This window comes from Rathayibacter sp. VKM Ac-2803 (assembly GCF_009807175.1).
Classification (GTDB): Bacteria; Actinomycetota; Actinomycetes; order Actinomycetales; family Microbacteriaceae; genus Rathayibacter.
Genome location: NZ_WUCD01000001.1, coordinates 561,726 through 585,752 on the forward strand (window position 1 = coordinate 561,726; position 24,027 = coordinate 585,752).

Sequence of the window (24,027 nt, forward strand, 5' to 3'; positions counted from 1 at the left end):
TGACGTGATGTACCCGACCCCCGATCCGCCCCCCTCGGCCGTGTCCTAGGCTGACCGGATGTCCCCCCGGCCCCGGCGCCCCACCCTCGCCGATGTCGCGCGGGCCGCGGGCACCTCGGCCACCGTCGTCAGCTACGTCGTCAACAACGGCCCGCGCCCGGTCTCGAGCGAGCTGCGCGCCCGCGTCGAGGAGGCGATCGACGAGCTCGGCTACCGCCGCAACTCCCTGGCCGAGGCGCTGAGCGTCGGCCGCTCGAACCTCGTGGGCGTGCTCGTCCCCGACTCCTCGAACGCCTTCTTCGGCGAGCTGGCGCGCCACGTCGAGCACGAGGCGCGCAGCCGCTCCTTGCTGACGCTGCTCGGCAACACCGAGTACGACCCGGAGGTGGAGCGCGGCTACGAGCGGACCTTCGCCGACCTCCGCACGGCCGGCACCCTGCTCGTCACGATCGATCCGGCGAGCGCCGCCGACTCCGCCCCCCGCGTCTTCCTGCACTCCGCCCCGCCGACCGACGCCGAGCCGAGCGTGGTGTTCGACGACGAGCAGGGCGCCCGATCCGCCGTCGCCCACCTGCTGGCGCACGGCTACGACGACGTGCACTGCGTGACCGGACCGGACGACTTCGGCCCCTCCGGCCTCCGCGCCCGCTACTGGGCCGAGGCCGTCACCGAGGCGGGAGGCCGCGTCGACGGCCGCCTGCACCGGGTACCGATGGACCGCGTCTCAGCCGAGCAGGAGCTGCGGCACGTCCTCCGCTCCGAGCGGCCGCGCGCCGTCTTCGCCACGACCGACGAGCACGCCCTGGCCCTCCTCCGCGCGGCGTCCCAGGAGCGGATCGACGTCCCCGCCGAGCTCGCGATCGTCGGCTTCGACGGCATCCGCGAGGCGCTGCTCGGAGGCGTCCGCGTCACGACCGTCGCCGTGCCCGTGCGCGACATGGCGCGCATCGCCTTCGAGCTCCTCGACGAGTCGGCCACCGGCGCCGGCCCCCGCCACGTCCTGCTGCCCACGACCCTCGTCGTCGGCGAGACCTGCGGCTGCCCGCCGTCCCTCTGACCACCTCCGGCTCGCAGAACCGCGTTCGGCTCGCGAAACCCGCACCTCCGGCTCGCAGAACCGCGTTCGGCTCGCAGAAACCGCTGATTCCTGCGAGCCGAACCGGATTCCACGAGCCGGAGGTCACTCCGGAGGCCCGCCGCACGCCGGCAGCGCGCCCCCGCGCGTCAGCCCAGAGCCCCGAGCCGCCCGATCACGCCCTCGCCCAGCTGCGCCACGTACCCCTCCGGGTCCGGCCCCTGCGGCGACAGCTCGACCAGCGAGATCCCGAGCGCCGCGTACTCCTCCATCGCCCGCACGAATCCGTCGGGATCGCCGATCGGGTCGCCGCCGCCGATGATCGTCTTGGTGATCGAGTCGTAGTCGCGCCCGACGTCGTCGCAGTGCTTCCGCAGCACGTCGAGCTTGTGCGCGACCCCCTCCGCACCGATCGCGAACAGGTTGCACGCGTCGCCGTACTCGGCGACCAGCCGCAGCGTCTTCTTCTCGCCGCCGCCCCCGATCAGGATCGGCGGGCCCGGCTGCTGGATCGGCTCCGGGTGGTTCAGCGTCTCGGCCAGCTGATAGTGCGTCCCGTCGAACGGCCCGTCGTCATCGCTCCACATCTGCCGGCAGATCTGCAGCGTCTCCTCGAGCCGCTCGAACCGCTCCTTGAGCGGCGGGTACGGCACTCCGAGCCCGAGGTGCTCGCGCTCGTACCAGGCCGCCCCGATGCCGAGCATCGCCCGCCCGCCCGACAGCACGTCGAGCGTCGTCACGATCTTCGCGAGCAGCCCCGGGTGCCGGTACGTCACTCCGGTCACGAGCAGCCCCAGTCGGAGGCGCTCCGTGCGTCCCGCGACGAACCCCAGCGAGGTGTACCCCTCGAGCATCGGGTCCTCGCTCGTCGCGAACTGCTCCATCTGGAAGTAGTGGTCCATCAGCGTGAACCACTCGCAGCCGACGTCCTCCGACGTCCTCGCCGTGGCTCCGAGGATCGGAGCGATCCCTGCACTGCCGCCCGGGAGCGTGAAGTTCATGAAGTGAATGCCTACCTGCATCGTTCCTCTTCCCTGTCGTCCGAATCCCCCACGCCTTCATGATGCGCCCCCGGCATGACGGACACTCCCGGCACCGCCTCTCAGATGATGAAGGTGTCGATCACCGACCGGTCGCCCCGGTAGCGCGAGAAGCCGTAGTCCAGCGGCGTCCCGTCGGCGGCGCACACCAGCCGCTCGATGTGGAAGATCGCCATCCCCGGCGCGATGTCGAGCAGGTCGGCGGTCCACGCGTCCGCGTTCACCGCGCTGAGCCGGAGCCGCCGGGCCTGGCCCCGCTCGCCGTGCAGCCGGGCGATCGAGTCGGGCAGGTTCCCGACCAGCGGAGTGTCGAGCAGGGTCGGGAAGCGCTCGAACGGCACCCAGCTCGTGCGCAGCCGGCTGGGGACGCCGTCGAACGAGATCAGCGACTCGATGAAGAACGCGCGCTCGTCGACCAGCTCGAGATTGCGGCGCACCGTCTCGGGGGCGCGCACGAGCTGCACCGTGAGGTTCACGAAGCTCAGGTGCGGCGACTCCCCGCTGTCGCCCGCGGTCGAGTCGCCGTAGACCGTGACGTCCTCGGCCGTCCGCGCGAGGCTCACCGAGGCCACCGGCATCACGCCGAAGGTGCCGGAGCGGGGCGCGCGGGTGATGATCCGCTGCTCCTTCAGGAGGGCGAGCGCGGCCCGCAGCACGTTCCGCGTGGTCTCGTAGAGGCTGAGCAGCTCCCACTCGTACGGCAGCGGGCCCTCGAACCGGCCCGCGACGATGTCGGCCCGGATCAGGTCCGAGACCTGCCGGGCCGCGTCCGAGCGGCGGTGGAAGCCGACGTACCCGCGGCCGATCGCGGAGTCGGGGAGGGGGTCGGTCCAGCACGCGGGGGCGGGCGGCGCAGGCCGGGGGTCGGTCATGAGCGCGAGCCTACTCAGCGGACGGGCTCCACAGCTCGAGCACCCGTTCGAGCGGCCACACCTCGCCGATCTTGGCCTGGATGTCGAACAGGTTGGCCTCGTGGACGCTCGCGAGCCGGTCGCCCACCGCCTCGCGCACCACGATCGGCACGAAGCCGTGCTGCATCGCGTCGGTCGCCGTCGCGCGGATGCAGCCGCTCGTCGACAGCCCGGCGAGGATCACCGTGTCGATCCCGCGCGCCCGCAGACCGGAGGCGAGGGAGGTCCCGAAGAACGCGCTGGGGTACTGCTTGGGCACCAGCGTGTCCTGCGGCAGGGCCTCGAGCCCCTCGATGAACGCGCCGTACGGGCTCCCCGGCAGGTAGGCGGCGAGCGCCGGCACCTTGCGGAAGAACACTCCCGCGTCCGAGCCGTCGGCCGCGAGCGACATGGTCGTGACCGCGACGTGCACGCCAGCGGCCCGCGCGGCCGCGAGCAGCTCGCGCATCCGCTCCACCGGCTCCTCGACGCCGGCGTAGAGCGCGCACTCGGGATCGGTGTACGCGCGCACCGGGTCGACGACGACGAGCGCCGTCCGCGTGCCGGGCGCGAGGTGCCCGGCGAGGCCCGCCGCGGCGTAATCGGCGGCGTCAGGAGTGGTGGGGGTCACGGGTGGTCCGTTCTCATCGGGAGGGAGTGGAAGGGGCGGAGGAGGCGCGGTCACGACCGCGACGGAACGGCCGCCACCGGAGCGATCCCTCCGCGCGGCCCGAAGGCCGTCACGAGCGCTCCGAGCAGACCCAGCCCCGCGAAGGTGAGCACGGCGGTGCGGATGCCCGCGACGAAGGTCTGCACATCCGCGCCGGCGAGGTCGCTCAGCGACCCGTCGTAGGCGGCCGCCTGCTGGGCCAGCGTCAGCCCCCCGGTGGCGATGGCCAGCGCGATGGCCGTGCTGAAGAGGTAGCCGGCGTTCTGCAGAGCCGCGCGGATCGCGTTGGCGATGCCGCGCCTCCGCTCGGGCACCCGCGACATCAGGGCCGACGTGCTCGGAGTCATGAAGGTGCCGATGCCCGCGCCGACCGCGCCGAGAGCGGCCGAGGTGATCCAGCCTCCGCCAGGCGCCGAGAGCGAGAACGCGAGGACTCCCGCGCCCGCCGCGATGAGCAGCATGCCGATGGTCGCGAGCGACCGCGCTCCGAACCGCCGGGCGAGCACGCCGGCGGCCACGGCGGCGAGCGTCGTCCCGATCGGGGCCGGCAGGATCCGCACCGCGGCGTCGAGCGCCGAGAGTCCGTCGACGGCCTGGAAGGACAGCGACGCGAGCAGGATCATCGCGTAGCTGCTCAGCGCGCAGAGCGCCGCGGAGGCGTAGAGCGTGATCGTCGCCCGGTCGCGGAAGATCTCGGGATCGATCAGCGGATGCGTCGCCGAGCGCTGACTCCAGACGAAGCAGGCGGCCAGCAGCACCGCCCCGCCGGCGACCGCGATCAGCTGCGGAGACGTCCAGCCCGCGGATCCGCCGATCGAGACCGCCGCGACCATCGCCCCGACCGCGCTGATCGAGAGCAGCGCCCCGAGCAGGTCGAGCCGCTCGCTCGAGCGGGGCGTCGTGCGGCGGGGGACGACGCGCAGCGACCAGACCAGGCTGAGCAGGCTGATCGGGATCCCCGCGAGGAAGATCCAGCGCCAGCCGAGCGTCTCGGTGACGAGCCCGCCCGCGAGCGGCCCGACCACCTGGCCGACGGCGGCGACGGTCGCGTTCAGACCGAGACCGACGCTGAGCGTCCGCTCCGGGAACGCGTCGGTCAGCAGGGCGGTCGTGTTCGTCACGATCGACGCCGCTCCCACTCCCTGGACGAGGCGCGCCGCGATCAGGAACCCGGCGTTCGGAGCGAGGCCGCACGCCAGCGAGGCCAGCAGGAAGACGACGATCCCGGCGATGTAGAGCCGGCGCCTCCCGACGATGTCGGCGATCCGCCCGAACACCAGGATCAGGGTCGTCGTGCTCAGCATGTAGGCGAGGAGCACCCAGCTCGACTGCGTGCCGGTCGCCCCCAGATCGCGGCTGACGTCGGGCAGGGCGATCACGAGCGCGCTGGAGTTGAGGAAGACCAGCACCACGCTGAGGCTCGAGGTGGTGAGGATCTTCCAGGCGGTGCGCTGGACGTCCTCGGGGTCGGGGGTGGAGCTAGTGATGCGAAGAGCCCTTCGTCGGCGGACCCGGCGGGGTCGGCAGGTGGTGCGCGGTCGCGTCCTGGAAGGCGGCACACGCAGAGAGGCAGAGTCCGTCCGACCAGGGGCGCCCGACCAGCTGCACTCCGACGGGCAGTCCGTCGGAGGCGAAGCCCGCGGGCATCATCAGGGCCGGGAAGCCGAGGTAGTCGAACACCCGCGTGTTGCGCGGGATCACCTCGTGCAGGTTGAAGCGCTCTCCGTCGACCGACATCGTCAGGTCGGCGAGCAGCGGGGCGGTCGCGCCGACGCCCGGGGTCACGAGCAGATCGACCCGCGCCGCGTCCATCCGCTCGAGCACGTCGCGCTGCACGAGGGGGCGTCGGCGGAGCGCGCGGAGGTAGTCGGCCGCGGACGGCACGGAGCTCAGCTCGAAGCGCGCCCGGGTGCCGTCGTCGAAGAGCTCGGCCCGCGCGGCGTTCGCCTCCTGGTTCGAGGCCAGCTCGCCGTAGAACACGGTCCAGCCCTCGGAGTCGGCCTCGCCGATCCCCTCGAGCTCGAGGTCGACGATCTCGGCGCCGAGGCCGCGGAGGGTGTCGAGGGCGCTCTCGTAGGCGTCGAGCACCGAGCGGTCGACCCGCTCCACGAACCAGCCGCGCGGAGCGCCGATCCGAAGGCCCTCGAGCACGGAGTCGTCCAGCGCCAGGGGCGGGATCGTCGCGGGGACGACCGGGTCGACTCCGTCGGGCCCCGCGAGCACGGCGAGCGCGAGCGCGAGGTCGCGCGCCGAGCGGGCCATCGGGCCCACGTGGTCGAGGGTCCACGAGAGGCTCGCGACTCCCGTCCGGGGCACGAGACCGTAGGTCGGCTTGATGCCGGTCGTGCCGCAGAGGGCGGAGGGGACGCGGATCGATCCACCGGTGTCGCTGCCCAGCGCGAGGGGCACGAGGCGCGCCGCGAGGGCCGCGCCCGAGCCGGTGGAGGAGCCGCCGGTCCAGCGCAGCGGATCCCACGGGTTCCGCACCGCGCCGTAGCGCCGGCTCACGGGGCCGCCGCAGGCGAACTCGGTCGTCGCCGCCATGAAGACGGGGATCGCCCCCGCCGCTCGGAGGCGCGCCACCGCGGTCGCGTCGGCCGGCGCCACGCGGTCGCCGGTCTGCAGCGATCCGCTGGTCACGATCGCGCCCTCGACGTCGATGATGTCCTTCACCGCGAACGGCACGCCCTCGAGCGCCCGCGCGGAGCCGTCGGCCCAGCGGCGCGTGCTCTCGGCCGCCGCCTCCGCTGCCCCGTCGATCAGCCGCAGCACGGCATCCGCCCGGACGCCGTCGGCGACCCAGAGCGGAGCGAGCGCCTCGAGCACCGCGGTCGGAGTCGAGCGCCCGGACGCGAAGGCCGCGAGCAGCTGCTCGACACCCGCGCCCACCGGATCGAACGGCTCCGCCGGCTCCATCGCGCGCGGTTCCGGCGCCATCCGGGCGCCCGCGACCGCCTCGGCGAGCAGCCGGTCGAACAGCTGAGCGCTGTGCCCCGGCTCGGCCGCCAGAGCGCTCGGCGAGGCGGGCAGCGGACGCGCTCGGCTCGCCTCCAGAGCGCTCTCGAGCTGCGGAGCGATCGACGCCAGCACCGCCTCGTAGACGCCGCTCACACCGTCGCCAGGTCGGGCGCCGCGTGCACCTCGGCGAGGTAGCGGAAGACGCCCGGCGAGCGATCGGTGCCGAGCGGGAAGGCGGCGCGCGCCTCCGCGACCTCGGCGACGTCGAGACTCGCCGCGATCATCGCCCCGGCGGTGTGCGGCGGGGCCGTCTCGACGAGCTCGCCGCGCGGCGACACGATGCACGAGCGGCCGAAGTAGCTGACGGTGCGTCCGTCGACCGTCTCCTCTCCCCCGCGGTTCGGCGCGACGATCCAGGTCTGGGTCTCGAGCCCGCGCACCTGCAGCTCCTGGGTGAACAGCGTCTCGCGGAACCCCATCGACGAGATCAGCACGAGCATCACCTCCGCTCCCGCCGCCCGCGAGGCCAGCCAGTACTCGGGAAACGAGCGGTCGTAGCAGATCAGCATCCCGAAGCGGGTGCCGAAGGCGTCGAACATCACCGGCCCGGTGCCCGAGGCGAAGAAGTGCTTCTCGTCGACCGCCGAGAGCGCGTTCGTCGGGATGGACGTCTTGCGATAGCTCGGCACGGGGTCGCCGTGCAGGTCGGTGCCGACGACGAGCTCGCCTGCGGCGTCGATCATCACGGCGGAGTTGTACTGCACGTCCCCCGCGTCCTCGTACAGACCGAAGACCACGCCGGTGCCCAGCCGGCGGGCCGCCGCCGCGAAGCGCTCCGTGTCGGGCCCCGGCACCGACTGGGCCCACGAGCGGTGCTCCTCGTTGTGCCCGCCGCAGAAGTACGGCGTCGTCGCGAGCTCGGGGAACACCACGAGGTCGACGTCGGGAGCAGCGGCCTCCTCGAAGAGGGCGAGCAGCTCGTCCACCGCCGCCCCGTGGTCGGCGGGGGTCTCGCCCGACTGCACCACCACCACGTTCAGCACCGGGGCGCCGCTCATGCCGGCACCACCGCGTTCCTGGTCGCCATGAGCGGCTGGATCCGCTGGCCGAAGTCGTCCATGCCCTCGAGGAAGTCGTCGAAGACGAGCATGATCCCCTTGGTCCCCTCGACGGACGCGGCCTCGTCGAGCATGCGGGCGACCGACTCGTACGAGCCGACCAGGGTGCCCATGTTCATGTTCACGGCGCCCTCCGGCAGCGCGATGCGGGTGGCGGTGTTGCCGTTCTCCGCGTTCACGTCGGCGGCCGCCTGGCCGCTCATCCAGGCGATCGCCTCGTGGTCGACTCCGTCGTTGTAGAGCTTCCACTTCTCCTGCGCGGCCTCGTCGGTCTCGGCGGCGATCACCATGAAGAGCACGTAGGCGCCGACGTCGCGGCCGGTCTTCTCGGCCGCCTCGATCAGGGCGCGGTTCTGCGGGGCGTAGGCGGTCGGCGTGTTGACGCCGACGCCCATCGAGAAGTTGTAGTCGGAGTAGGTCGCCGCGAACTCCATGCCCGCCGAGCTCTGCCCGGCCGAGACGATCGGGATGTGCGAGGTGGGCTGCGGCTTCATCACGCAGTCCTTCATCGTGAAGAACTCGCCCTGGAAGTTCGACTCGCCGGTCTCCCACAGCTCCTTCATGACCTGCATGTACTCGGTCTGGTAGCGGTAGCGGCGCTCGAAGTGCACGGCGTCACCGGGCCAGAGGCCCATCTGGTCGTACTCGACCTTCTGCCAGCCGGCGACGAGGTTCAGGCCGAAGCGCCCGTGGGAGATGGAGTCGACGGTCGCGGCCATGCGCGCCGCGATCGCCGGCGGGATCGTCAGCACGGCGGTGGTCGCGAACAGCCGGATCCGCTCGGTCCGCGCCGCGAGGCCGGCCATCAGGGTGAACGACTCGAGGTTGTAGTCCCAGAACTCGCTCGGGCCGCCGAAGCCGTGCAGCTTGATCATCGAGAGCGCGAAGTCGAAGCCGTAGTCCTCGGCCTTCTGCACGATCTCGAGGTTGAGATCGAAGGAGGGCTTGTACTGGGGCGAGGTGGTCGAGATGAGCCAGCCGTTGCTGCCGATCGGGATGAAAACGCCGATGTCCATGAGGTCCTTCTTTCGTCTGTCGGCCGAGGCCGTGGGGGTTCGGAGGGAGGGGGTCAGGCCGGAGTCGTCGTGCGCGCCTTCGCCGCGGCCTGCGCGGCCGAGCGGACGGCGTGCCTCCGGATCGTCTGCGACACCGCGACGGCGACGATGAGGGCGCCGCCGTAGAAGAGCTGCTGCACGAAGTTCTGCGCGCCGAGCATCTGCAGCCCGACGACGCCCGAGAAGAGGAAGTACACCGCGATGAAGGTGCCGATCGCGTTGAAGCGCCCAGGGAGGATCGCCGTCGCACCCAGGTAGCAGGCGGCGAAGGCCGGCAGGAGGAACGACTGGCCCGACGAGGGGTCGGCGCCGCCCAGCGTGCCCGCGTAGACGATCCCCGCGACGCTCGCCGTGAGGCCCGCCCCGACGAAGGCGCCGACGCGCAGGCGCCGCACGTTGAGACCGCTGAGCTCGGCGACCTGGCGGCCCATGCCGACGAAGAGCAGTCGGCGGCCGACCGGGGTCGAGGTCAGCACGACCAGCACGATCAGCGTGGCGGCGAGGCCGTAGACGAACGCGAGCGGCAGCCCGAGCACGCCGCGCCAGCCGACGGTCGCCTGCACCAGCGCCGAGTCGACGCCCGTCACCGACGAGGCGTTGCTCATCCACTGGATGAGGCCGATCATCAGCGTCGAGGTCCCGAGGGTGACGATGAACGAGTCGATCCTGAACGCGACCGTCAGCAGTCCGTTGACGAGGCCGACGGTGATCCCGACCGCGACGGCCGCGAGGAGGGAGACACCGAGCGGCAGGCCCATCTGCGCGTTCAGCACCGCGACGGTCATGGCCGAGAGCGACATCGTGGAGGCGCCCGACAGGTCGAACTCGCCCGCGGTCAGCGGGAAGAGGAAGCCGAGGGCGAGGATCAGCAGCACCGACTGCGAGCCGAAGACGTTCTGCAGGTTGCCGAGCGTGAAGTACGTGTCGGGCAGCGCGATGCTGAAGGCGATCACGATGACCCCCCACGCGCCCAGCAGGGCGTAGCGCTCGGTGTGCGCCCAGGCGAACCGGGGGCGGCTCGGGCGGAGGAGGACGGTCTCGACGGGGCGGTCGACGGTGGTGGACATCAGGCGGTCTCCTTGACGGTGCGCGAGGCGGAGGAGGGGGCGGCGCCCGCGCCGACGAGCAGCTCGGCGGGCTCGACGAGGCTGGCGACGACGGCCGAGGCGATGGCGTCGCGGTCGAGGCGATCCCCCTCGAGCACGTCGTGGACCCGGCCGTGCGCGAGCACGACCACGCGGTGGCAGACGGAGGCGAGCTGGTCGTAGTCGGTCGAGGCGCAGACGATCGCGACCCCCGACTCCGCCGAGCGCCGCAGCATCGAGAAGATCGCCGCGCGGGCGCCGACGTCGATGCCCTGGGTCGGCTCCTGGAGCAGCACCAGTCGCGGCTCGTCCTGCATCCACTTCGCGAGCACGGCCTTCTGCTGGTTGCCTCCGCTGAGGGTGCCGAACAGCGCCGACGGATCGCCGGGCCGCACGTCGTACTCGGTGGTGAGGCGCCGGGCGAGCTCGCTCTCGCGGGCGGGCGAGAGCCCGAGCATCCCGCGGAGGCGCCCGAGCACCGGGAGCGAGACGTTGTGCTCGACGCTCAGGCCGCCGACTCCGCCCTGGGTCTTCCGGTCGGCGGGCACGTAGACCGTGCCCGCCGCGATCGAGGTGCGCGGGTCGGCGAGCGAGAGGTCGGTGGTCGAGCCGTGCAGGGTGAGGCTCCCGGTCGCGGGCATCGCGCCGTACAGCGCGGGCAGCACGTCCTCGACCCCCGAGCCGGCGAGGCCGGTCACTCCGAGGATCTCGCCCGGCGCCACCTCGAGGTCGAGGCCGTCGACCACTCCTGCGGTCAACGAGCGCACCGTGACGACGGGCGCACCTCCCGCGAGGAGCGCCGTCGACCGTGCCGGCGCCTCGAGACCCCGGCCGACGATCAGCGAGACGAGCTCGTCGGCCGTGGTCGTGGCGGTGTCGCAGTGCGCCTGGACGCGGCCGGCGCGCAGCACCGTGACCCGGTCGGCGTGCTCGAGCACCTCGGCCATGTCGTGCGAGACCAGCAGCGCCGACATGCCGCCGTCGCGCACCAGATCCGAGACGACGCGGAACAGCAGATCGGCGTCCTCCTTGGGCAGGAACACCGTCGGCTCGTCCAGCACCAGCAGCGTCCGGCTCTCGCCGAGCTCCGACACCGCGCGGAGGATCGCGACGAGCGCCCGCTGCGTATCGGTCAGCGAGTCGACCGTCGCAGCGGGGTCGATCCCGACTCCGTAGCGCTCGAACAGCTCGGCGGCGGCCCGGCGCTCGGCGGCCCAGCGGATGAACGGCCCGCGACCGGCGACGACGCTCGCCAGCCGCAGGTTCTCGACCACGCTGAGCTGCCCGACGAGCGCGAGATCCTGGTGGACGAAGCTGATGCCCAGGCGGCGGAAGTACCCCGCGGGCACCGGCAGCGGCACCGCACGGCCGCGCACCTCGATCCGGCCGCCGGGCTCGGGAGCGTAGGTGCCCGAGAGCACCTTGATCAGCGTCGACTTGCCCGAGCCGTTCTCGCCCAGCAGCGCGTGCACCTGTCCCGGGCGGATGTCGAGGTCGACACCGTCGAGAGCCGTCAGACCGCCGAAGCGCATGGTCAGCCCGCGGATCGAGACGATCGGCTCGGCGGTCATTCCGGCAGTCCCCAGAGGGCCTGGTACCCGGCCACGTAGGCGTCGCCGTAGCCCTGCCCGGCGACCGGGGGCGTCCCCGCCTCGTCGACGTTGTCCTTCGTGAACACCTTGAGCGGCGTCTCCTGGTTGCCGTCCTCGACGATCGGCGCGCCGGTGAGCACCCGGCCGACCTGGTCGAGGGTCGCCCACGCGAGCCACTGCACGTTCTCGCCGATATCCATCGTGAGGACGTCGCCCTCCTGCATGATCTTCATCACGTCGGGGGTCCCGTTGAAGGACGAGGTGAAGACCGAGCCGACCTTGCCCGCGGCGGTGACGCCCGACTCGACGTAGAGCGTCATCGAGTCGTAGACCGGGAGCACGTAGTCGAGGTTCGGATTCACCTGCAGCTCCGACTGCACGGTCGTGGCGATCTTGGTGGCCCAGTCGGCGACCGGCACGTTGACGACCTTCACGGAGCAGCCTGGGCAGTACTCGTCGAACTCGGCCTGCATCGCGGCGACGATGCCGTCCGAGGGCGGCACCTCGGCCGAGGTGATGATCAGCATGTCGCCCTCGCCCTGCGTCTCCTTGATCGCCCAGTCGGCGTTGAGCGCGCCCGACTCGTTGAACGGGGCGGTGATCTGCGCGGCGATCAGCGGCTGCAGGTCCTCGGGGAGCTCGTCGCCGTTCTGGTAGGTGTGGCTGATGACGACGGGGATGCCCGCTGCCTGCGCCCGCTCGAGCGCGGGGATGATGAGCTCGCCGTTGACGCCCTGCGAGAGCAGGATCAGGTCGGCGCCCTGCGAGATCGCCTGGTCGATGCCGGCCGTGTGCTCGTTCGGCGTGCCCTGGTTGGTGTACTCGACCCAGGTCGCTCCGTACGACTCGGCGACCGCCGCCCCCTCCTCGTCGACGGCGGTGATGTAGGGCACCGCGCTCGAGTTGGGGATGTTGAAGATCGTCTTGCCGGCGATCCCCGACATGGCGAACGGCTCGGCCTCGAAGGTGAACTCGGGATCGACGCTGGCCGCCTCGATCTGCGCGGTGGCGTGGGCGACTCCCTCGCCGGAGTCGGCGGAGTCGGAGCTCGCGACGGCGCCGTTGGAGCAGCCGGCGAGCAGGAGGGTGCCGGTGATCGCGATGGCGATCCAGCCGGCGCGGCGGTGGGGTGCGGGTGACATGGCAGTCCTTCGGGCGCGGGAGGGCATGGCGCAGGAGCCCTCCGGGTCGGGGCGTGCAGGAGGCGGTGCGAGGAATGCGAGCGTGCCGCAGAGGTGGGGGCGGCCGCCCGGAGCAGTGTGCCCGGGGCGGTGGGAACCGGACTCTCACCGGCCCGTTCCGGGTTGCTTGCGAATGTATCCGCCCGCTCGGCCCCGTTCCCGGGCGAGCGGTAAACACCGTCGAACACTTGGATTTCGCTGCTGTTAAGCCACCCCGACGGTGCTCAGGAGGGGCTCCGCGCCGCTCTCGCGCCCGTCCGGGACCTCTGCGGACACGCCGCAGCGAACCGACACCGGCCGCCTCCGATCAGCGGCGTCGCTGACCATTACTTGGGCTGACCAGCCCTTTCCCGCCGCGACTCCTCGCCGCCGCGGCACCGCGGGGCGCCCCGCCGCTTCACCACCGCCACCCGCGATCGCCCGCTGCCCGCACCGGACACCCCCTGGCGAAACGCACTCGAAACGTGGCCCCGGCGGCACCCGCGGCCGGGCTCCCCCGTCACACCGTCCCCTCACGCGCCAGATCTCCCGCCACCGCCCGAGCTCACGCTCCCACGGGTACCCTGTTTGCATGCAAACACCGGCCGCTCTCGATCTCGCGTACGTCACGCCGATCTACTCGCAGGGCGAGGCGGCCCGGATCATCCAGGCGCCGCCGAGCTCGTTCACGCGCTGGGCACACGGGCACCGCTTCAGACAACGGCACGAAGGAGAGTGGGGGCACAGCGCTCCGCTGCTGACGGGAGTCAGAGAGGGACGCGGCGTGACGGTCCCCTTCACCGCGCTCGCTGAGGGCTACATCATCGAGTCGTTCCGTCGAGCGGGCCTCCCGATGGCGAGGATCCGACCGGCGATCGACGTCCTGCGCGACCGTATCGGACTGGAGAACGCCCTCCTCAGTCAACGTCTGATGACCGACGGTGCCGAGATCCTGTTCGAGAACGGCGAGGGAGACCTCGTCGTCGTGCGCAATCAGCAGGGCGTGTTCAGGGAGGTCGTCCACGAGTTCCTGCGGAGCATCAGCTATCGCGACGGGTACGTCAGCCTGATCACCCTCCCGACCTTCGAGGGCGTCGATGTGGTCGTGGACCCGCTGAGGAACGCAGGCCAGCCGACCATCGCCCGCCTCGGAGTCCGTGTCGAGGACGTGCTCAGCCGGGTGCGCGCCGGCGAGCCCCTGGCCGAGGTCGGCGATGACTTCGGCCTCGAGCGTCGCGAGCTGCGATCGCTGATCATCCAGGCTGCGTGACGTGCCTGCGCCCCGGCTGCTCCTGGACCGATCTCTCGGCCAGCGAAAGCTGGTCGCCCGACTCCGCGAGGCAGGCTGGGACGTGACCACACTCGCCGAGTACTTCGGCGACGAACGGGCGCAGTCGATGCCCGATGAGGAGTGGATCGGTGAAGGGACGCGAGCGGGCTTCGTCCTCCTCGCGAAGGACCACATGATCGCGGCACGGCCCCTGGAAGCGAGGGCCGTCTACCTGCACGACGCCCGAGTGATCACCCTCGCTCGCGGAGATCTCACCGCCGAGCAGATGGGTGATCTCTGCCTCGAGCATGCTGCCGCCATCGACAGGATTGCGAAGGTCAGCCCGCCTTTCGTGTTCTCCCTCTCGCCGTCGGGCCTGCGACGGAAACGACTGAACTGGCCCGCTGACTGACCTGAGTGGTCGATCCGACGCGCTCCTGCAACGACAGCACATCTACAGGACATGTCCGTCAAAACGGAAAACTTTGACATGTCGCGCGGAACTGTTCGTTGGGCTGACATTGTCGAACGCGAGCGTCAGGCGCCGACGCGGAACCCGCGCCCGCCGAACCGGACGACATCGCCGATCGCCAACTGCCGTCCGCGACGCCGGTCCACCTCGCCGTTCACCGTCACGAGACCCTCCGCGACGGCCTCCTTCACCTCGCCGCCCGAGTCGAGGATCCCCGCGAACTTCAGGAACTGCCCGAGGCGGATGGACTCCCCGTCGAGAGGGACGTCGTCGATCGGATCGGCCACGCGGCCTAGACCGCCGGGATGTCGGCGAAGCGCGAGAAGTGGCCGTGGAAGCCGACGGTCACCGTGCGCGTCGGTCCATTGCGGTGCTTGGCCACGATCAGGTCGGCCTCGCCCGCGCGCGGGTTGTCCTTCTCGTAGGCGCTCTCGCGGTGCAGGAGGATCACCATGTCGGCGTCCTGCTCGATCGAGCCCGACTCGCGGAGGTCGGAGATCGCGGGGAGCTTGTCGGCGCGCTGCTCGGGGCCTCGGTTCAGCTGCGAGAGGGCGATGACCGGCACCTGCAGCTCCTTCGCGAGCAGCTTGAGGGCACGGGAGAACTCCGACACCTCCTGCTGACGGCTCTCGACCTTCTTGCCCGAGGTCATCAGCTGCAGGTAGTCGATGACGACCATCTTGAGCCCGATGCGCTGCTTGAGCCGGCGACACTTGGCGCGGATCTCGACGAGCGTCAGGTTGGGCGAGTCGTCGATGTAGAGCGGCGCGTCGTTGATCCGGCCGCGAGTCGAGGCGATGGTCGTCCAGTCGCGCTGGTCGACCGTGCCCTTGCGCATGTGCTGCAGCGGCACCGAGGCCTCGGCCGAGAGGAGGCGCATCGCGATCTCGCTGCGCCCCATCTCGAGCGAGAAGAAGATCGTGGCCATGTTGTGCTTGATGGCGGCCGCGCGGGCGAAGTCGAGCGCGAGGGTCGACTTTCCGAGCGCGGGTCGCGCGGCGACGATGATCATCTGGCCGGGGTGGAAGCCGTTGGTGAGGTCGTCGAGGTCGGCGAAGCCCGTGGGCACGCCGGTGAAGGCGCCGTCCTTGTGCGCGGCGGCCTCGATCTCGTCGATGGCGACGGTCACGGCGTCGGTCAGCGGGACGTAGTCCTCCGCCGTCTCGGAGCCGGTGACGTTGTAGATCTCGGCCTGCGCGGTGTTGACCAGGTCGAGCACCTCGCCCTCGCCCTGGTAGCCCATCTGCGCGATGCGGGTGCCGGCCTCGACCAGGCGGCGCAGCAGAGCCCGCTCGGCCACGATCGACGCGTAGTAGCCGGCGTTGGCCGCCGTCGGCACCATCGCGGTGAGCGAGTGCAGGTAGTCGGCACCGCCCGCGCGCTGCAGCTCGCCCTGCTTGGTGAGCTCGTCGGTGACGGCGATGACGTCGGTCGGCTCGCCGTGCGAGTAGAGCGCGAGGATCGCCTCGAAGACGATCTCGTGCTTGGGGATGTAGAAGTCGTTCGCCTTGACGCTCTCGACGACGTCGGCGACCGCGTCCTTCGAGAGCAGCATGCCTCCGAGTGCCGACTGCTCGGCGAGCAGGTCGTGCGGAGGCGTCCGCTCGTTCGAGCGCGGAGCATCGCCACGTCCGTCTCGTCCGTCCGAGCCGGGAACCGCCAGGTGCGCGATCGTCATGCCTTCGCCTCCTCCTGTCGGGTGCCTCGCGGGGCGGGTGGGCGTCTCGGCCGCGCCGTCGGGTCAGGTATACCAGCGACCTCCGACAGAGCACGCGAACGCTCGTCCCGCTCCCCTCGCGGGGCGCTGCGCCACCCTACGGACCGCCCGTCGCCACGGTCAAACCGGCCTGTGGAGAGAGCTGTGGACAGATCGCGGGAAACGCCGCATCCACTGTGGGCAACATGTGGACAACCCTGTGGGAATCGAGGGGCCGACGAAGTTTTTTCCGGGCGCTGACCAGGCATTAACCGCTTTCCACAGCTGTGTGTGGAAAAGAGTCTCCAGACCACATTGAAGGTTGTCCGCCGGAAAGGGTGTATGTGGATGAAGCTGTGGAGAACGGAACGACGAAGGGCGGTGCAGCAGGACCCGGAAGCCCTGCCGCACCGCCCTTCGCGGCGTTCTCGCGGCCTTACTTGGCCGCGACCACCTGCAGCTTGACGGTGGCCTGGATGTCGTCGCGGAGACGCACCACGGCCTCGTGCTCGCCGATCGTCTTGATCGCGTTGGAGATCACGATCTTGCGCTTGTCGAGATCGCCGAAGCCGGCCGCCGCGACCGCGTTCGCGACGTCGGAGGTCTTGACGGAGCCGAAGAGGCGCCCGTCCTTGCCGGCCTTGACGGTCAGCTTCACCCGGTTGGCCTCGAGGACCTGCTTGGTGTGCTGAGCCTCTTCGATGGTCTTGTGCTCGCGGGCGGCACGAGCGGTCTTGATCTGCTCGACCTGCTTCTCGCCGCCACGGCTCCACGCGACGCCGAAGCCCTGCGGGATGAGGTAGTTGCGGGCGTACCCGTTTTTGACGTAGACGACGTCGCCGGCGGAGCCGAGACCGTCGACCTCGTGGGTCAGGATGACCTTGGACATAGCGCTGCCTACCTTCCGCTGCCGGCGTAGGGCAGGAGCGCCATCTCACGGGCGTTCTTGACCGCGCGGGCGATCAGGCGCTGCTCCTGGACGGAGACGCCGGTGATGCGACGGGCGCGGATCTTCCCGCGCTCCGAGATGAACTTGCGAAGGGTCGGGACGTCCTTGTAGTCGATGACGCCGACGCGGACCGACTTCGCGGGGGCTGCGTTCTTCGCGCCCTTGCCGCGGATCGGCTTGCGGCGGTCGCCGCTGCTCTTTCCAGCCATAGTGGTTTCCTTTGAGATTCTGGTTCGCCCCCTGGTCGCCCGGCGCTACAGCGCGAGGCGATCGAGGCGTGATTCAGGTGAGGGCGCGTCCGAGCCGGAGGCTCAGAACGGCGTCTCGTCGTTGTAGCTGCCCGGCGTGCTCCAGACGTCGCCACCGGCGGGTGCGCTCGGGGCCCACGGCTCCTCGGCCTGGCCACCGCGGTTGCCTCCCGCGTTGCCGCCGGAGCCCCCCTGGTTGCCGCCGCCGAAGCCGCCCTGGCCCTGACCGCCCTGGCTCGCGCCCTGACCGCCGCCGACCTGTCCGCGTCCGCCACCGGCTCCGCCGCCACCGCTGGCGCGCGTGACCTGTGCGGTCGCGTAGCGCAGCGAGGGGCCGATCTCGTCGATCTCGAGCTCGATGCTGGTGCGCTTCTCGCCTTCCTTCGTCTCGTACGAGCGCTGCTTCAGGCGGCCGGTCGCGACGACGCGGCTGCCCTTGGTCAGCGTTCCCGCGACGTTCTCGGCGAATTCGCGCCAGACGGAGGCCCGGAGGAACAGCGCTTCGCCGTCCTTCCAGTCGTTCGCCTGGCGGTCGAAGGTGCGGGGCGTGGAGGCGATGGTGAAGTTCGCGACCGCGAGCCCGCCCTGCGTGTACCGCAGCTCGGGGTCGGCCGTGAGGTTGCCCACCACGGTGATGATCGTCTCGCCGGCCATGAGCGCTACGCCTTGGGAGCGGCCGGAGCCTTGGCAGCCTTGCGGGCGGCCTTCTCGTCGGCGAGCTTCTTGGCGGCGGCGACCTGGGCGATGCCCTCTTCTGCACGCAGCACCTTGGTGCGCATGACGGCCTCCGACAGCTTCAGCTGACGGTCGAGCTCGTTCGCGGCGGCCGAGGTCGACGTGAAGTCGACGACGGCGTAGATGCCCTCGGACTTCTTGTTGATCTCGTACGCCAGACGACGGCGGCCCCAGACGTCGACCTTGTCGATGGATCCACCATCGGTGCGGATGACGTTGAGGAACTTGTCGAGACTCGGAGCGACGGTGCGCTCATCGATCTCGGGATCCAGGATGACCATGAGTTCGTACTGATGCGTCACTAACCCACCTCCTTCGGACTGAACGGCCACGGTATTTCCGTGACAGGAGGGTATGTAGCATCTGTCCACTCCCGCGGACGCGAGTGCGTCTGGTCATGGACAACCTGACTACCCTACCATCCGACCCCTCCGACGCGCCCGGTCCTGCGACAGCGGATCGGATGGACCGCGGCGGCGATCAGGACCGCGTCGCCCACCACTCGCGCAGTCGGCGCGCGGCCTCCTCCTCGCCGAGCGGCCCCTCCTCGAGCCGTAGCTCGAGCAGGAACCGGTACGCCTGCCCCACCTCGGGCCCCGGCCGGAGCGACAGGATCTCCATGATCCGCGTCCCGTCGAGGTCGGGTCGCTTCGACGCGAGCTCCTCCCTCTCGGCGAGCTCGGCGATGCGGTGCTCCAGGTCGTCGTAGGCGTGGGCCAGCCGCTCGGCCTTGCGGCGATTGCGCGTGGTCACGTCGGCGCGGGTGAGGATGTGCAGCCGCTCCAGCAGAGGCCCCGCGTCGGTGACGTAGCGGCGCACCGCGGAGTCGGTCCACGCCCCCTCGGTGTAGCCGAAGAACCGCAGGTGCAGCTCGATCAGCCGGGAGACCTCGGTGATCGTCTGCTTGTCGAACTTGAGCGAGCGCAGTCTCCGCGTCGCCAGCTTCGAGCCGACGACGTCGTGGTGGTAGAAGCTGACCACGCCTCCGGGCTCGAGGCGCCGGGTCGCCGGCTTCCCGATGTCGTGCAGCAGAGCGGCCAGCCGCAGCACCACGTCGGGTGCGGCGCCGGGGTGGCGCTCCTCCTCGAGCTCGATGGCCTGCTCGAGCACGGTGAGGCTGTGCACGTAGACGTCCTTGTGGTGGTGGTGCTCGTCCTGCTCGAGCCGCAGCGCGGGCAGCTCCGGGAGGAAGTAACCGGCCAGACCGGTGTCGACCAGCAGCTCCAGCCCGGCGCGCGGCGCGGGCGTCGCCAGCAGCTTGCGCAGCTCCTCCTGCACCCGCTCCGCCGACACGTCCTCGATCCGGCCTGCGAGCTCGGCCATCGCCCACTCGACCTCGTCCGTCGTGCGGAAGCCGAGCTGCGAGGTGAACCGCGCGCCGCGCAGCATCCGCAGCGGGTCGTCGCCGAAGGACTGCTCGGCCGGCGACGGCGTGCGCAACCGCTCCGCCAGCAGGTCCTCGACCCCGCCGGAGGGGTCGACCAGCACCACCTCGGGCAGCCGGAGCGCCATCGCATTGACGGTGAAGTCGCGGCGCACGAGGTCGCCCTCGAGCGAGTCGCCGAACTCGACCTCGGGCTTCCGGCTCACCCCGTCGTAGCTGTCGCTGCGGTAGGTCGTGATCTCGACGGTCTCGCCGGCGACGCGGGCGCCGATCGTGCCGAACGCGCGGCCGATGTCCCAGTGCGCCTCGGCGATCGGAGCGACGACGGCCACGATGTCGTCGGGTCGCGCCGAGGTCGTGAAGTCGAGATCGTGCACCCCGTGACCGAGGAAGGCATCGCGCACCGGGCCGCCCACCAGCGCGAGCTCGTGTCCCTGCGCCGCGAACGCCTCCGCGAGGCGGGCCACCGTCGGCGTCGCGGCGAGAGCGCGGAGGGTCTCGAGAGCGGTCTGGACGCTGTGCATTCGCACGATCCTAGTCGGCGGGGGTGTCTCGCGACCGGCTCGGATCCGCGGAACGGCGCGGTAACCGCACACCCAGGTTACAAGCCCGGGACGCCCCTCCGGAGAACGCACCGCCTGGCCGACGGGGGCCTGCCCGTAGAATCACCCGCATGGAGGCCGAGTGAGTTCGATGCATCGGCGCGTCCTCACCTCTGAACGCCCGCGACGACGGCCCGCGGCCGCGCAGCTCCTCCGCTCAGCGGGCGCTGCCGCTCTGTCGATCGCTCTGATCGGCCTCGCCTCCCCGGCCCTCGCCACGACCCAGGAGCCGACTCCCCACCCCTCCCAGGAGCAGTCGCCCGCAGCGAGCACCACCGTCACCGCGACCGTCGGGGCGGCGAACGACGGCGTCTGGCTCCCGGGCCAGGATCTCCAGCTCTCCGTCTCGGTGCGCAACGGCACGACCGAGTCGATCGACGGCGCCCGGGTCGACGTCACTCTCGACTCCGACACCCTCGACTCGCGCGCCGAGCTCGACGCCTGGCTCGACGGCGAGAGCGACGACGAGGGCTCGCCGGCCGGCGACGGCGCCGACATCCGGCTCCTCCCCTCCGGCTCGGCCCAGGTCACCCTGACGATCCCCGCGGCCGCGGTCCCCTTCTCGGCCGACCCCGCCGCGCTCGGCTCGCACGCCGTCGCCGTCACCGTCACGAGCCCCGGCGGGACGCTGGCCACCGCCCGCAGCGCCGTCGAGCTGACCGCAGGGCTCCCCGCCGAGCGCGAGACCGGAGTGAGCGTGCTCGTCCCACTCACCGTGCCCGACACCTCCGACGGCCTGATCCCGGCCGAGACCCTGCAGGACTACACGCAGAGCACGGGCACCCTCTCCCGCCAGCTCGACTCCGTGCTCGGCCGCGCCGTGACGATCGGAGTCGACCCGCGCATCCTCGCGTCGATCCGGATCCTCGGCGACAGCGCTCCGGAGTCGGCGCGCGCCTGGCTCGACAGGCTCGAGTCGGCCCCGAACGAGGTCTTCGCGCTGCCCTACGCCGACGCCGACGTCGCCGCGCAGGCGCAGGCGGGCCTGTCGACCCTGCTGACGCCGACCTCCTTCGACTACGGCATCGACAGCACGCTCTTCGCCGATCCGCCGAGCACCGCGACCCCGAGCCCCACCGCTTCGGCCGACGCTCCGCAGCAAGGGGAGGACCGGCCGCCCCGCCCCACGACGGAGTCGCTCACCGCCTTCGACTGGTCGCCCACGATCGGCTCGGTCGCCTGGCCCGACGATCTGACGGTCCGCGGTGCCGACCTCGACGTCTATGCCACGAGCGGAATGACCCGCACGGTCGTCTCGTCCGCCAACCTGGCGATCCCCTCCTCCGTGTCGACGCTGACCACCGCGGGCATCGACGGTCACGACGTCGTGGTCGCCGACAGCGCGCTCTCGAGTGCCCTCGACGAGGCGGTCGACGCGCCCACCGACTCGGAGTGGCGCTCCCGCATGACCGCCATCACGGCGGGCCTCGCCCAGGTGCAGCGCGACGGAGAGACCCCCGACGTGGTCCTCGCCCTCGACCGCGGGGCGGCAATCGACGGAGCGCGTCTCTCGCAGACTCTCGACGCGATCGACGGCCTGCCCTGGGCCGAGGGCACCTCGCTCGCCGTCGCCCTGACCGCCCCGGCGACCGAGGGCGTCACCGTCGTCGACGCTCCGGAGTCGGAGGAGCGCCTCGCGGACGTCTCCGACCTGCTCACGGCCGCCGCCCGCGTCGAGTCCTTCTCCGCGGTCCTGACCGAGCCGGAGCTGCTGAGCGGCAAGCGTCGCAACGACCTCCTGGCGCTGCTCGCCGTCACCTGGCGCGGCGACGCGTCCGGCTGGGGCGAGGCGGTGACCGCGAGCGAGGAGCTGGCCGACTCCACCCTCGCCTCCGTGACCATCGAGGCCGCCGACAGCGTCACGCAGGTCTCCCGCGACTCGAGCATCCCGGTCTACGTCCGCAACGACCTGCCCTGGCCGGTCTCCGTGCGCATCCAGGCCTCGACCTCGAACGCCGTGCTCGACATCGACGAGGCGTCGGTCGAGCCCACCATGATCGACGCCCGCTCGCAGGGCCGGGTGCTGATCCCCGTGAAGGCCCGCGTCGGCAACGGCGAGACCAGCCTCCGGATGCAGCTCACCTCCCTCGACGGCACGGCGATCGGCACGCCCACGAGCGTGCTCACGAGCGTCCGCGCCGACTGGGAGACGGTCGGGACCCTCGTGCTCGGCATCGTGCTCGTCGTCGTCTTCGGCGCCGGCATCCTCCGCAACATCCGTCGCCGCCGCCGCGGCGACCCGGTCGAGGAGGAGGAGGACCCGAACGCACCGCTCGCCGTCCAGCCCGGCCTCGACGACGAACGAACGGACCCGCGTGGCTAGCTTCTCCCTCGGACGCGCGAGCGCCGTCCTCGCCTCCGGCACGATGGTCTCGCGAGTCCTCGGCTTCGTCATGTCCATCGTGATGGCCAACACGATCGGCGCCGCTGTCGCACCGGGTGCCGACGCCTTCACGACGGCGAACCTCCTGCCGAACACGATCTACTCGATCATCGCGGGCGGGGCGCTCAACGCGGTCCTCGTGCCCCAGATCGTCCGGGCCGGTCTGCACGCCGACGGTGGCCGGAGCTACATCAACCGCCTCCTGACCCTCGCGCTCGGACTGCTCCTCGCGACGACGATCGCGGCGACCCTGGTCGCACCCCTGCTGGTGCGCCTGTACGCACCGGGCTACGGCCCGGAGCAGTACGAGCTCGCCGTCTCCTTCGCCTTCTGGTGCCTCCCCCAGGTGTTCTTCTACGGGCTCTTCACGATCCTCGGCGAGGTGCTCAACGCGCGCGGATCGTTCGGGCCCTTCACCTGGGCTCCGGTCCTCAACAACGTCGTCGCCATCGCCGGGCTGGTCGCCTTCATGGTCGTCTTCGGCGCCGATCCCGAGGGCAACCGCCCCGTCGACTCGTGGACGCCCGCCATGGTCGCCCTCCTGGCCGGGAGCGCGACGCTGGGCATCGTCGTGCAGTCCCTGTTCCTCATTCTCTTCTGGCGGAGGGTCGGCCTGAGCTACCGGCCCGACTTCCGCTTCCGCGGGGTCGGCCTGGGCACCGCCGGGCGGATGTCGCTGTGGTCGTTCGCCACGGTCCTGCTCACCATCGGCGCCGGGATCGTCGAGAGCCAGGTCTCGTCCACGGCCTCCGGAGAGGGCCCGTCCGCGGCCGCCCTTCAGAAGGCCTGGCTGATCTTCATGCTCCCGCACTCCGTCATCGCCATCTCGATCGCGATGGCCTACTTCACGAAGATGAGCGGCCACACCGCCCGCGGCGAGATGAAGGAGTTCCGGTCGGACGTCTCCACCTCCGTCCGCCTCGTCCAGATGATGCTGGTCTTCGCCGCGGCGGCGATCATCGTCGTGGCGGTCCCCTTCGGCTCCGTCTTCACCGACACGTTCGCGGACGCCCAGGCGATCGGGATGATCGCCGTCGCCTACGTGGTCGTCCTGCCCCTGTTCTCGTCGACCGCCATCATGCAGCGCGCGTTCTACGCCCTCAGCGACGGAGCGCGTCCGTTCGTGTTCACCGTGATCCAGGTCGTCATCGCCGTGTCCGGATACCTCGTCGTCGTCCGCCTCCCCGCCGATCGCGTCGCCGTCGGCATCGCGGCGTCGACGTCGCTGGGCATCGCCGTCCAGGCGCTCGTCGCGGCGCTGCTCCTCCGACGCAGGCTCGGCGGGCGAGGCGGCAAGCGCATCGTCGTCCGCCTGCTCCTCTGTCTCCTCGCCGCCGTGCCCGCCGGCGCGGCCGGGTTCGGGGTGCTCGTGCTGCTCGGCGGAACCCGACCGGGCGGGTTCGCGGTGTCGGGATACCTCGAGCCGCTCGTCTCGATGGCGGCCATCGGCACCGCGATGGCCTTCGTCTACTTCGGCGTCCTCTGGGTCTTGAAGGTGCCCGAGCTGCGCGCGATGGCCGCGCCCCTCCTCCGTCGCCTCGGGCGCTGACCGCCGCGACCCTGAGTGGTCACCCGGGAGAGGGTGCGCCGTCGCGCCCGACGTGGAAGGGTGGGCGCGTCTCCGGCAGTGCCGCCTCTCCCCCGC

General features: G+C 71.3%; 22 protein-coding genes. 5 read left to right on the forward strand and 17 right to left on the reverse strand.

What is annotated here, in order from left to right:
* Positions 1 to 58: 58 nt before the first annotated feature.
* Positions 59 to 1,057 (forward strand): LacI family DNA-binding transcriptional regulator, encoded by a 999-nt coding sequence (locus GRS96_RS02570; RefSeq protein ID WP_159987650.1) that lies wholly within the window; start codon positions 59 to 61, stop codon positions 1,055 to 1,057.
* A 167-nt stretch (positions 1,058 to 1,224) separates the two neighbouring features.
* Here GRS96_RS02570 and GRS96_RS02575 read toward each other — a convergent pair whose 3' ends face one another.
* The 10 genes from GRS96_RS02575 to GRS96_RS02620 form a co-directional block, all read right to left on the reverse strand.
* The gene (locus GRS96_RS02575) at positions 1,225 to 2,097 is read right to left on the reverse strand and encodes an LLM class F420-dependent oxidoreductase (RefSeq protein WP_159987651.1); all 873 of its coding nucleotides are present in this window, start codon (positions 2,095 to 2,097) and stop codon (positions 1,225 to 1,227) included.
* 80 nt (positions 2,098 to 2,177) lie between these two features.
* On the reverse strand, positions 2,178 to 2,987 hold the full coding sequence (locus GRS96_RS02580; protein ID WP_159987652.1) for a GntR family transcriptional regulator: 810 nt from the start codon (positions 2,985 to 2,987) through the stop codon (positions 2,178 to 2,180).
* Between the two features lie 10 nt (positions 2,988 to 2,997).
* Complete coding sequence (locus GRS96_RS02585; protein WP_159856155.1) at positions 2,998 to 3,636, reverse strand: isochorismatase family protein; 639 nt, start codon at positions 3,634 to 3,636, stop codon at positions 2,998 to 3,000.
* 50 nt (positions 3,637 to 3,686) lie between these two features.
* Positions 3,687 to 5,084: an MFS transporter gene (locus tag GRS96_RS02590; protein ID WP_159987653.1), complete on the reverse strand. Its 1,398-nt coding sequence runs from the start codon at positions 5,082 to 5,084 to the stop codon at positions 3,687 to 3,689.
* 70 nt (positions 5,085 to 5,154) lie between these two features.
* Entirely contained in the window at positions 5,155 to 6,786 is a 1,632-nt protein-coding gene (locus GRS96_RS02595) for an amidase (RefSeq protein ID WP_204162017.1), read from the reverse strand.
* Positions 6,783 to 7,691: a carbon-nitrogen hydrolase family protein gene (locus tag GRS96_RS02600; RefSeq protein WP_159987654.1), complete on the reverse strand. Its 909-nt coding sequence runs from the start codon at positions 7,689 to 7,691 to the stop codon at positions 6,783 to 6,785. Before GRS96_RS02600 ends, GRS96_RS02595 begins: the two co-directional genes overlap by 4 nt.
* On the reverse strand, positions 7,688 to 8,767 hold the full coding sequence (rutA, locus tag GRS96_RS02605; protein WP_159987655.1) for a pyrimidine utilization protein A: 1,080 nt from the start codon (positions 8,765 to 8,767) through the stop codon (positions 7,688 to 7,690). Before rutA ends, GRS96_RS02600 begins: the two co-directional genes overlap by 4 nt.
* Positions 8,768 to 8,820: 53 nt before the next feature.
* The gene (locus GRS96_RS02610; protein WP_159987656.1) at positions 8,821 to 9,873 is read right to left on the reverse strand and encodes an ABC transporter permease; all 1,053 of its coding nucleotides are present in this window, start codon (positions 9,871 to 9,873) and stop codon (positions 8,821 to 8,823) included.
* Positions 9,873 to 11,462 (reverse strand): sugar ABC transporter ATP-binding protein, encoded by a 1,590-nt coding sequence (locus GRS96_RS02615; protein ID WP_159856145.1) that lies wholly within the window; start codon positions 11,460 to 11,462, stop codon positions 9,873 to 9,875. Before GRS96_RS02615 ends, GRS96_RS02610 begins: the two co-directional genes overlap by 1 nt.
* Positions 11,459 to 12,625 (reverse strand): sugar ABC transporter substrate-binding protein, encoded by a 1,167-nt coding sequence (locus GRS96_RS02620; protein ID WP_159987657.1) that lies wholly within the window; start codon positions 12,623 to 12,625, stop codon positions 11,459 to 11,461. The genes GRS96_RS02615 and GRS96_RS02620 overlap by 4 nt, the downstream gene beginning before the upstream one ends.
* A 610-nt stretch (positions 12,626 to 13,235) precedes the next feature.
* On the opposite strand from GRS96_RS02620, the gene GRS96_RS02625 reads away from it, so the two are divergent.
* Both GRS96_RS02625 and GRS96_RS02630 read left to right on the forward strand, forming a co-directional pair.
* Positions 13,236 to 13,913 carry a DUF433 domain-containing protein gene (locus GRS96_RS02625; protein WP_159856141.1) on the forward strand — a complete coding sequence of 226 codons (678 nt, stop codon included), beginning with the start codon at positions 13,236 to 13,238 and terminating at the stop codon, positions 13,911 to 13,913.
* A 1-nt stretch (position 13,914) separates the two neighbouring features.
* A complete protein-coding gene (locus GRS96_RS02630) occupies positions 13,915 to 14,325 on the forward strand; it encodes a DUF5615 family PIN-like protein (protein WP_159987658.1) in 411 nt (136 codons plus the stop codon).
* 125 nt (positions 14,326 to 14,450) lie between these two features.
* On the opposite strand, the gene GRS96_RS02635 is transcribed toward GRS96_RS02630, so the two are convergent.
* From GRS96_RS02635 to GRS96_RS02665, 7 genes are all read right to left on the reverse strand, one after another.
* The gene (locus GRS96_RS02635) at positions 14,451 to 14,672 is read right to left on the reverse strand and encodes an RNA-binding S4 domain-containing protein (protein ID WP_159987659.1); all 222 of its coding nucleotides are present in this window, start codon (positions 14,670 to 14,672) and stop codon (positions 14,451 to 14,453) included.
* Positions 14,673 to 14,677: 5 nt separating this feature from the next.
* Complete coding sequence (dnaB, locus tag GRS96_RS02640) at positions 14,678 to 16,063, reverse strand: replicative DNA helicase (protein WP_159856135.1); 1,386 nt, start codon at positions 16,061 to 16,063, stop codon at positions 14,678 to 14,680.
* A 454-nt stretch (positions 16,064 to 16,517) separates the two neighbouring features.
* The gene (gene rplI / locus GRS96_RS02645) at positions 16,518 to 16,970 is read right to left on the reverse strand and encodes a 50S ribosomal protein L9 (protein ID WP_159987660.1); all 453 of its coding nucleotides are present in this window, start codon (positions 16,968 to 16,970) and stop codon (positions 16,518 to 16,520) included.
* A gap of 8 nt (positions 16,971 to 16,978) precedes the next feature.
* Positions 16,979 to 17,239, reverse strand: a complete 261-nt coding sequence (rpsR, locus tag GRS96_RS02650; protein WP_056039813.1) for a 30S ribosomal protein S18 — start codon at positions 17,237 to 17,239, stop codon at positions 16,979 to 16,981.
* A gap of 102 nt (positions 17,240 to 17,341) precedes the next feature.
* The gene (locus GRS96_RS02655; protein ID WP_159987661.1) at positions 17,342 to 17,932 is read right to left on the reverse strand and encodes a single-stranded DNA-binding protein; all 591 of its coding nucleotides are present in this window, start codon (positions 17,930 to 17,932) and stop codon (positions 17,342 to 17,344) included.
* Positions 17,933 to 17,937: 5 nt separating this feature from the next.
* Positions 17,938 to 18,315, reverse strand: coding sequence for a 30S ribosomal protein S6 (rpsF, locus tag GRS96_RS02660; RefSeq protein ID WP_056039816.1), 378 nt, complete (start codon positions 18,313 to 18,315; stop codon positions 17,938 to 17,940).
* A 178-nt stretch (positions 18,316 to 18,493) separates the two neighbouring features.
* Positions 18,494 to 19,921, reverse strand: a complete 1,428-nt coding sequence (locus GRS96_RS02665; protein WP_159987662.1) for a CCA tRNA nucleotidyltransferase — start codon at positions 19,919 to 19,921, stop codon at positions 18,494 to 18,496.
* A gap of 169 nt (positions 19,922 to 20,090) precedes the next feature.
* Here GRS96_RS02665 and GRS96_RS02670 point away from each other — a divergent pair, with 169 nt between their 5' ends.
* A complete protein-coding gene (locus GRS96_RS02670; protein WP_236553674.1) occupies positions 20,091 to 22,322 on the forward strand; it encodes a DUF6049 family protein in 2,232 nt (743 codons plus the stop codon).
* Entirely contained in the window at positions 22,315 to 23,931 is a 1,617-nt protein-coding gene (gene murJ, locus GRS96_RS02675) for a murein biosynthesis integral membrane protein MurJ (RefSeq protein ID WP_236553547.1), read from the forward strand. Before GRS96_RS02670 ends, murJ begins: the two co-directional genes overlap by 8 nt.
* Positions 23,932 to 24,027: the final 96 nt, after the last annotated feature.

What these genes read in the sequence shown, in the direction of transcription:
- GRS96_RS02610 (WP_159987656.1), bottom strand. Translation starts at nt 9,873, where the DNA reads ATGTCCACCACCGTCGACCGCCCCGTCGAGACCGTCCTCCTCCGCCCG.
- GRS96_RS02580 (WP_159987652.1), bottom strand. Translation starts at nt 2,987, where the DNA reads ATGACCGACCCCCGGCCTGCGCCGCCCGCCCCCGCGTGCTGGACCGAC.
- GRS96_RS02625 (WP_159856141.1), top strand. Translation starts at nt 13,236, where the DNA reads ATGCAAACACCGGCCGCTCTCGATCTCGCGTACGTCACGCCGATCTAC.
- rutA (WP_159987655.1), bottom strand. Translation starts at nt 8,767, where the DNA reads ATGGACATCGGCGTTTTCATCCCGATCGGCAGCAACGGCTGGCTCATC.
- GRS96_RS02665 (WP_159987662.1), bottom strand. Translation starts at nt 19,921, where the DNA reads ATGCACAGCGTCCAGACCGCTCTCGAGACCCTCCGCGCTCTCGCCGCG.
- GRS96_RS02670 (WP_236553674.1), top strand. Translation starts at nt 20,091, where the DNA reads ATGCATCGGCGCGTCCTCACCTCTGAACGCCCGCGACGACGGCCCGCG.
- dnaB (WP_159856135.1), bottom strand. Translation starts at nt 16,063, where the DNA reads ATGACGATCGCGCACCTGGCGGTTCCCGGCTCGGACGGACGAGACGGA.
- GRS96_RS02575 (WP_159987651.1), bottom strand. Translation starts at nt 2,097, where the DNA reads ATGCAGGTAGGCATTCACTTCATGAACTTCACGCTCCCGGGCGGCAGT.
- GRS96_RS02570 (WP_159987650.1), top strand. Translation starts at nt 59, where the DNA reads ATGTCCCCCCGGCCCCGGCGCCCCACCCTCGCCGATGTCGCGCGGGCC.
- rpsR (WP_056039813.1), bottom strand. Translation starts at nt 17,239, where the DNA reads ATGGCTGGAAAGAGCAGCGGCGACCGCCGCAAGCCGATCCGCGGCAAG.
- GRS96_RS02600 (WP_159987654.1), bottom strand. Translation starts at nt 7,691, where the DNA reads ATGAGCGGCGCCCCGGTGCTGAACGTGGTGGTGGTGCAGTCGGGCGAG.
- GRS96_RS02615 (WP_159856145.1), bottom strand. Translation starts at nt 11,462, where the DNA reads ATGACCGCCGAGCCGATCGTCTCGATCCGCGGGCTGACCATGCGCTTC.
- rplI (WP_159987660.1), bottom strand. Translation starts at nt 16,970, where the DNA reads ATGTCCAAGGTCATCCTGACCCACGAGGTCGACGGTCTCGGCTCCGCC.
- GRS96_RS02655 (WP_159987661.1), bottom strand. Translation starts at nt 17,932, where the DNA reads ATGGCCGGCGAGACGATCATCACCGTGGTGGGCAACCTCACGGCCGAC.
- GRS96_RS02620 (WP_159987657.1), bottom strand. Translation starts at nt 12,625, where the DNA reads ATGTCACCCGCACCCCACCGCCGCGCCGGCTGGATCGCCATCGCGATC.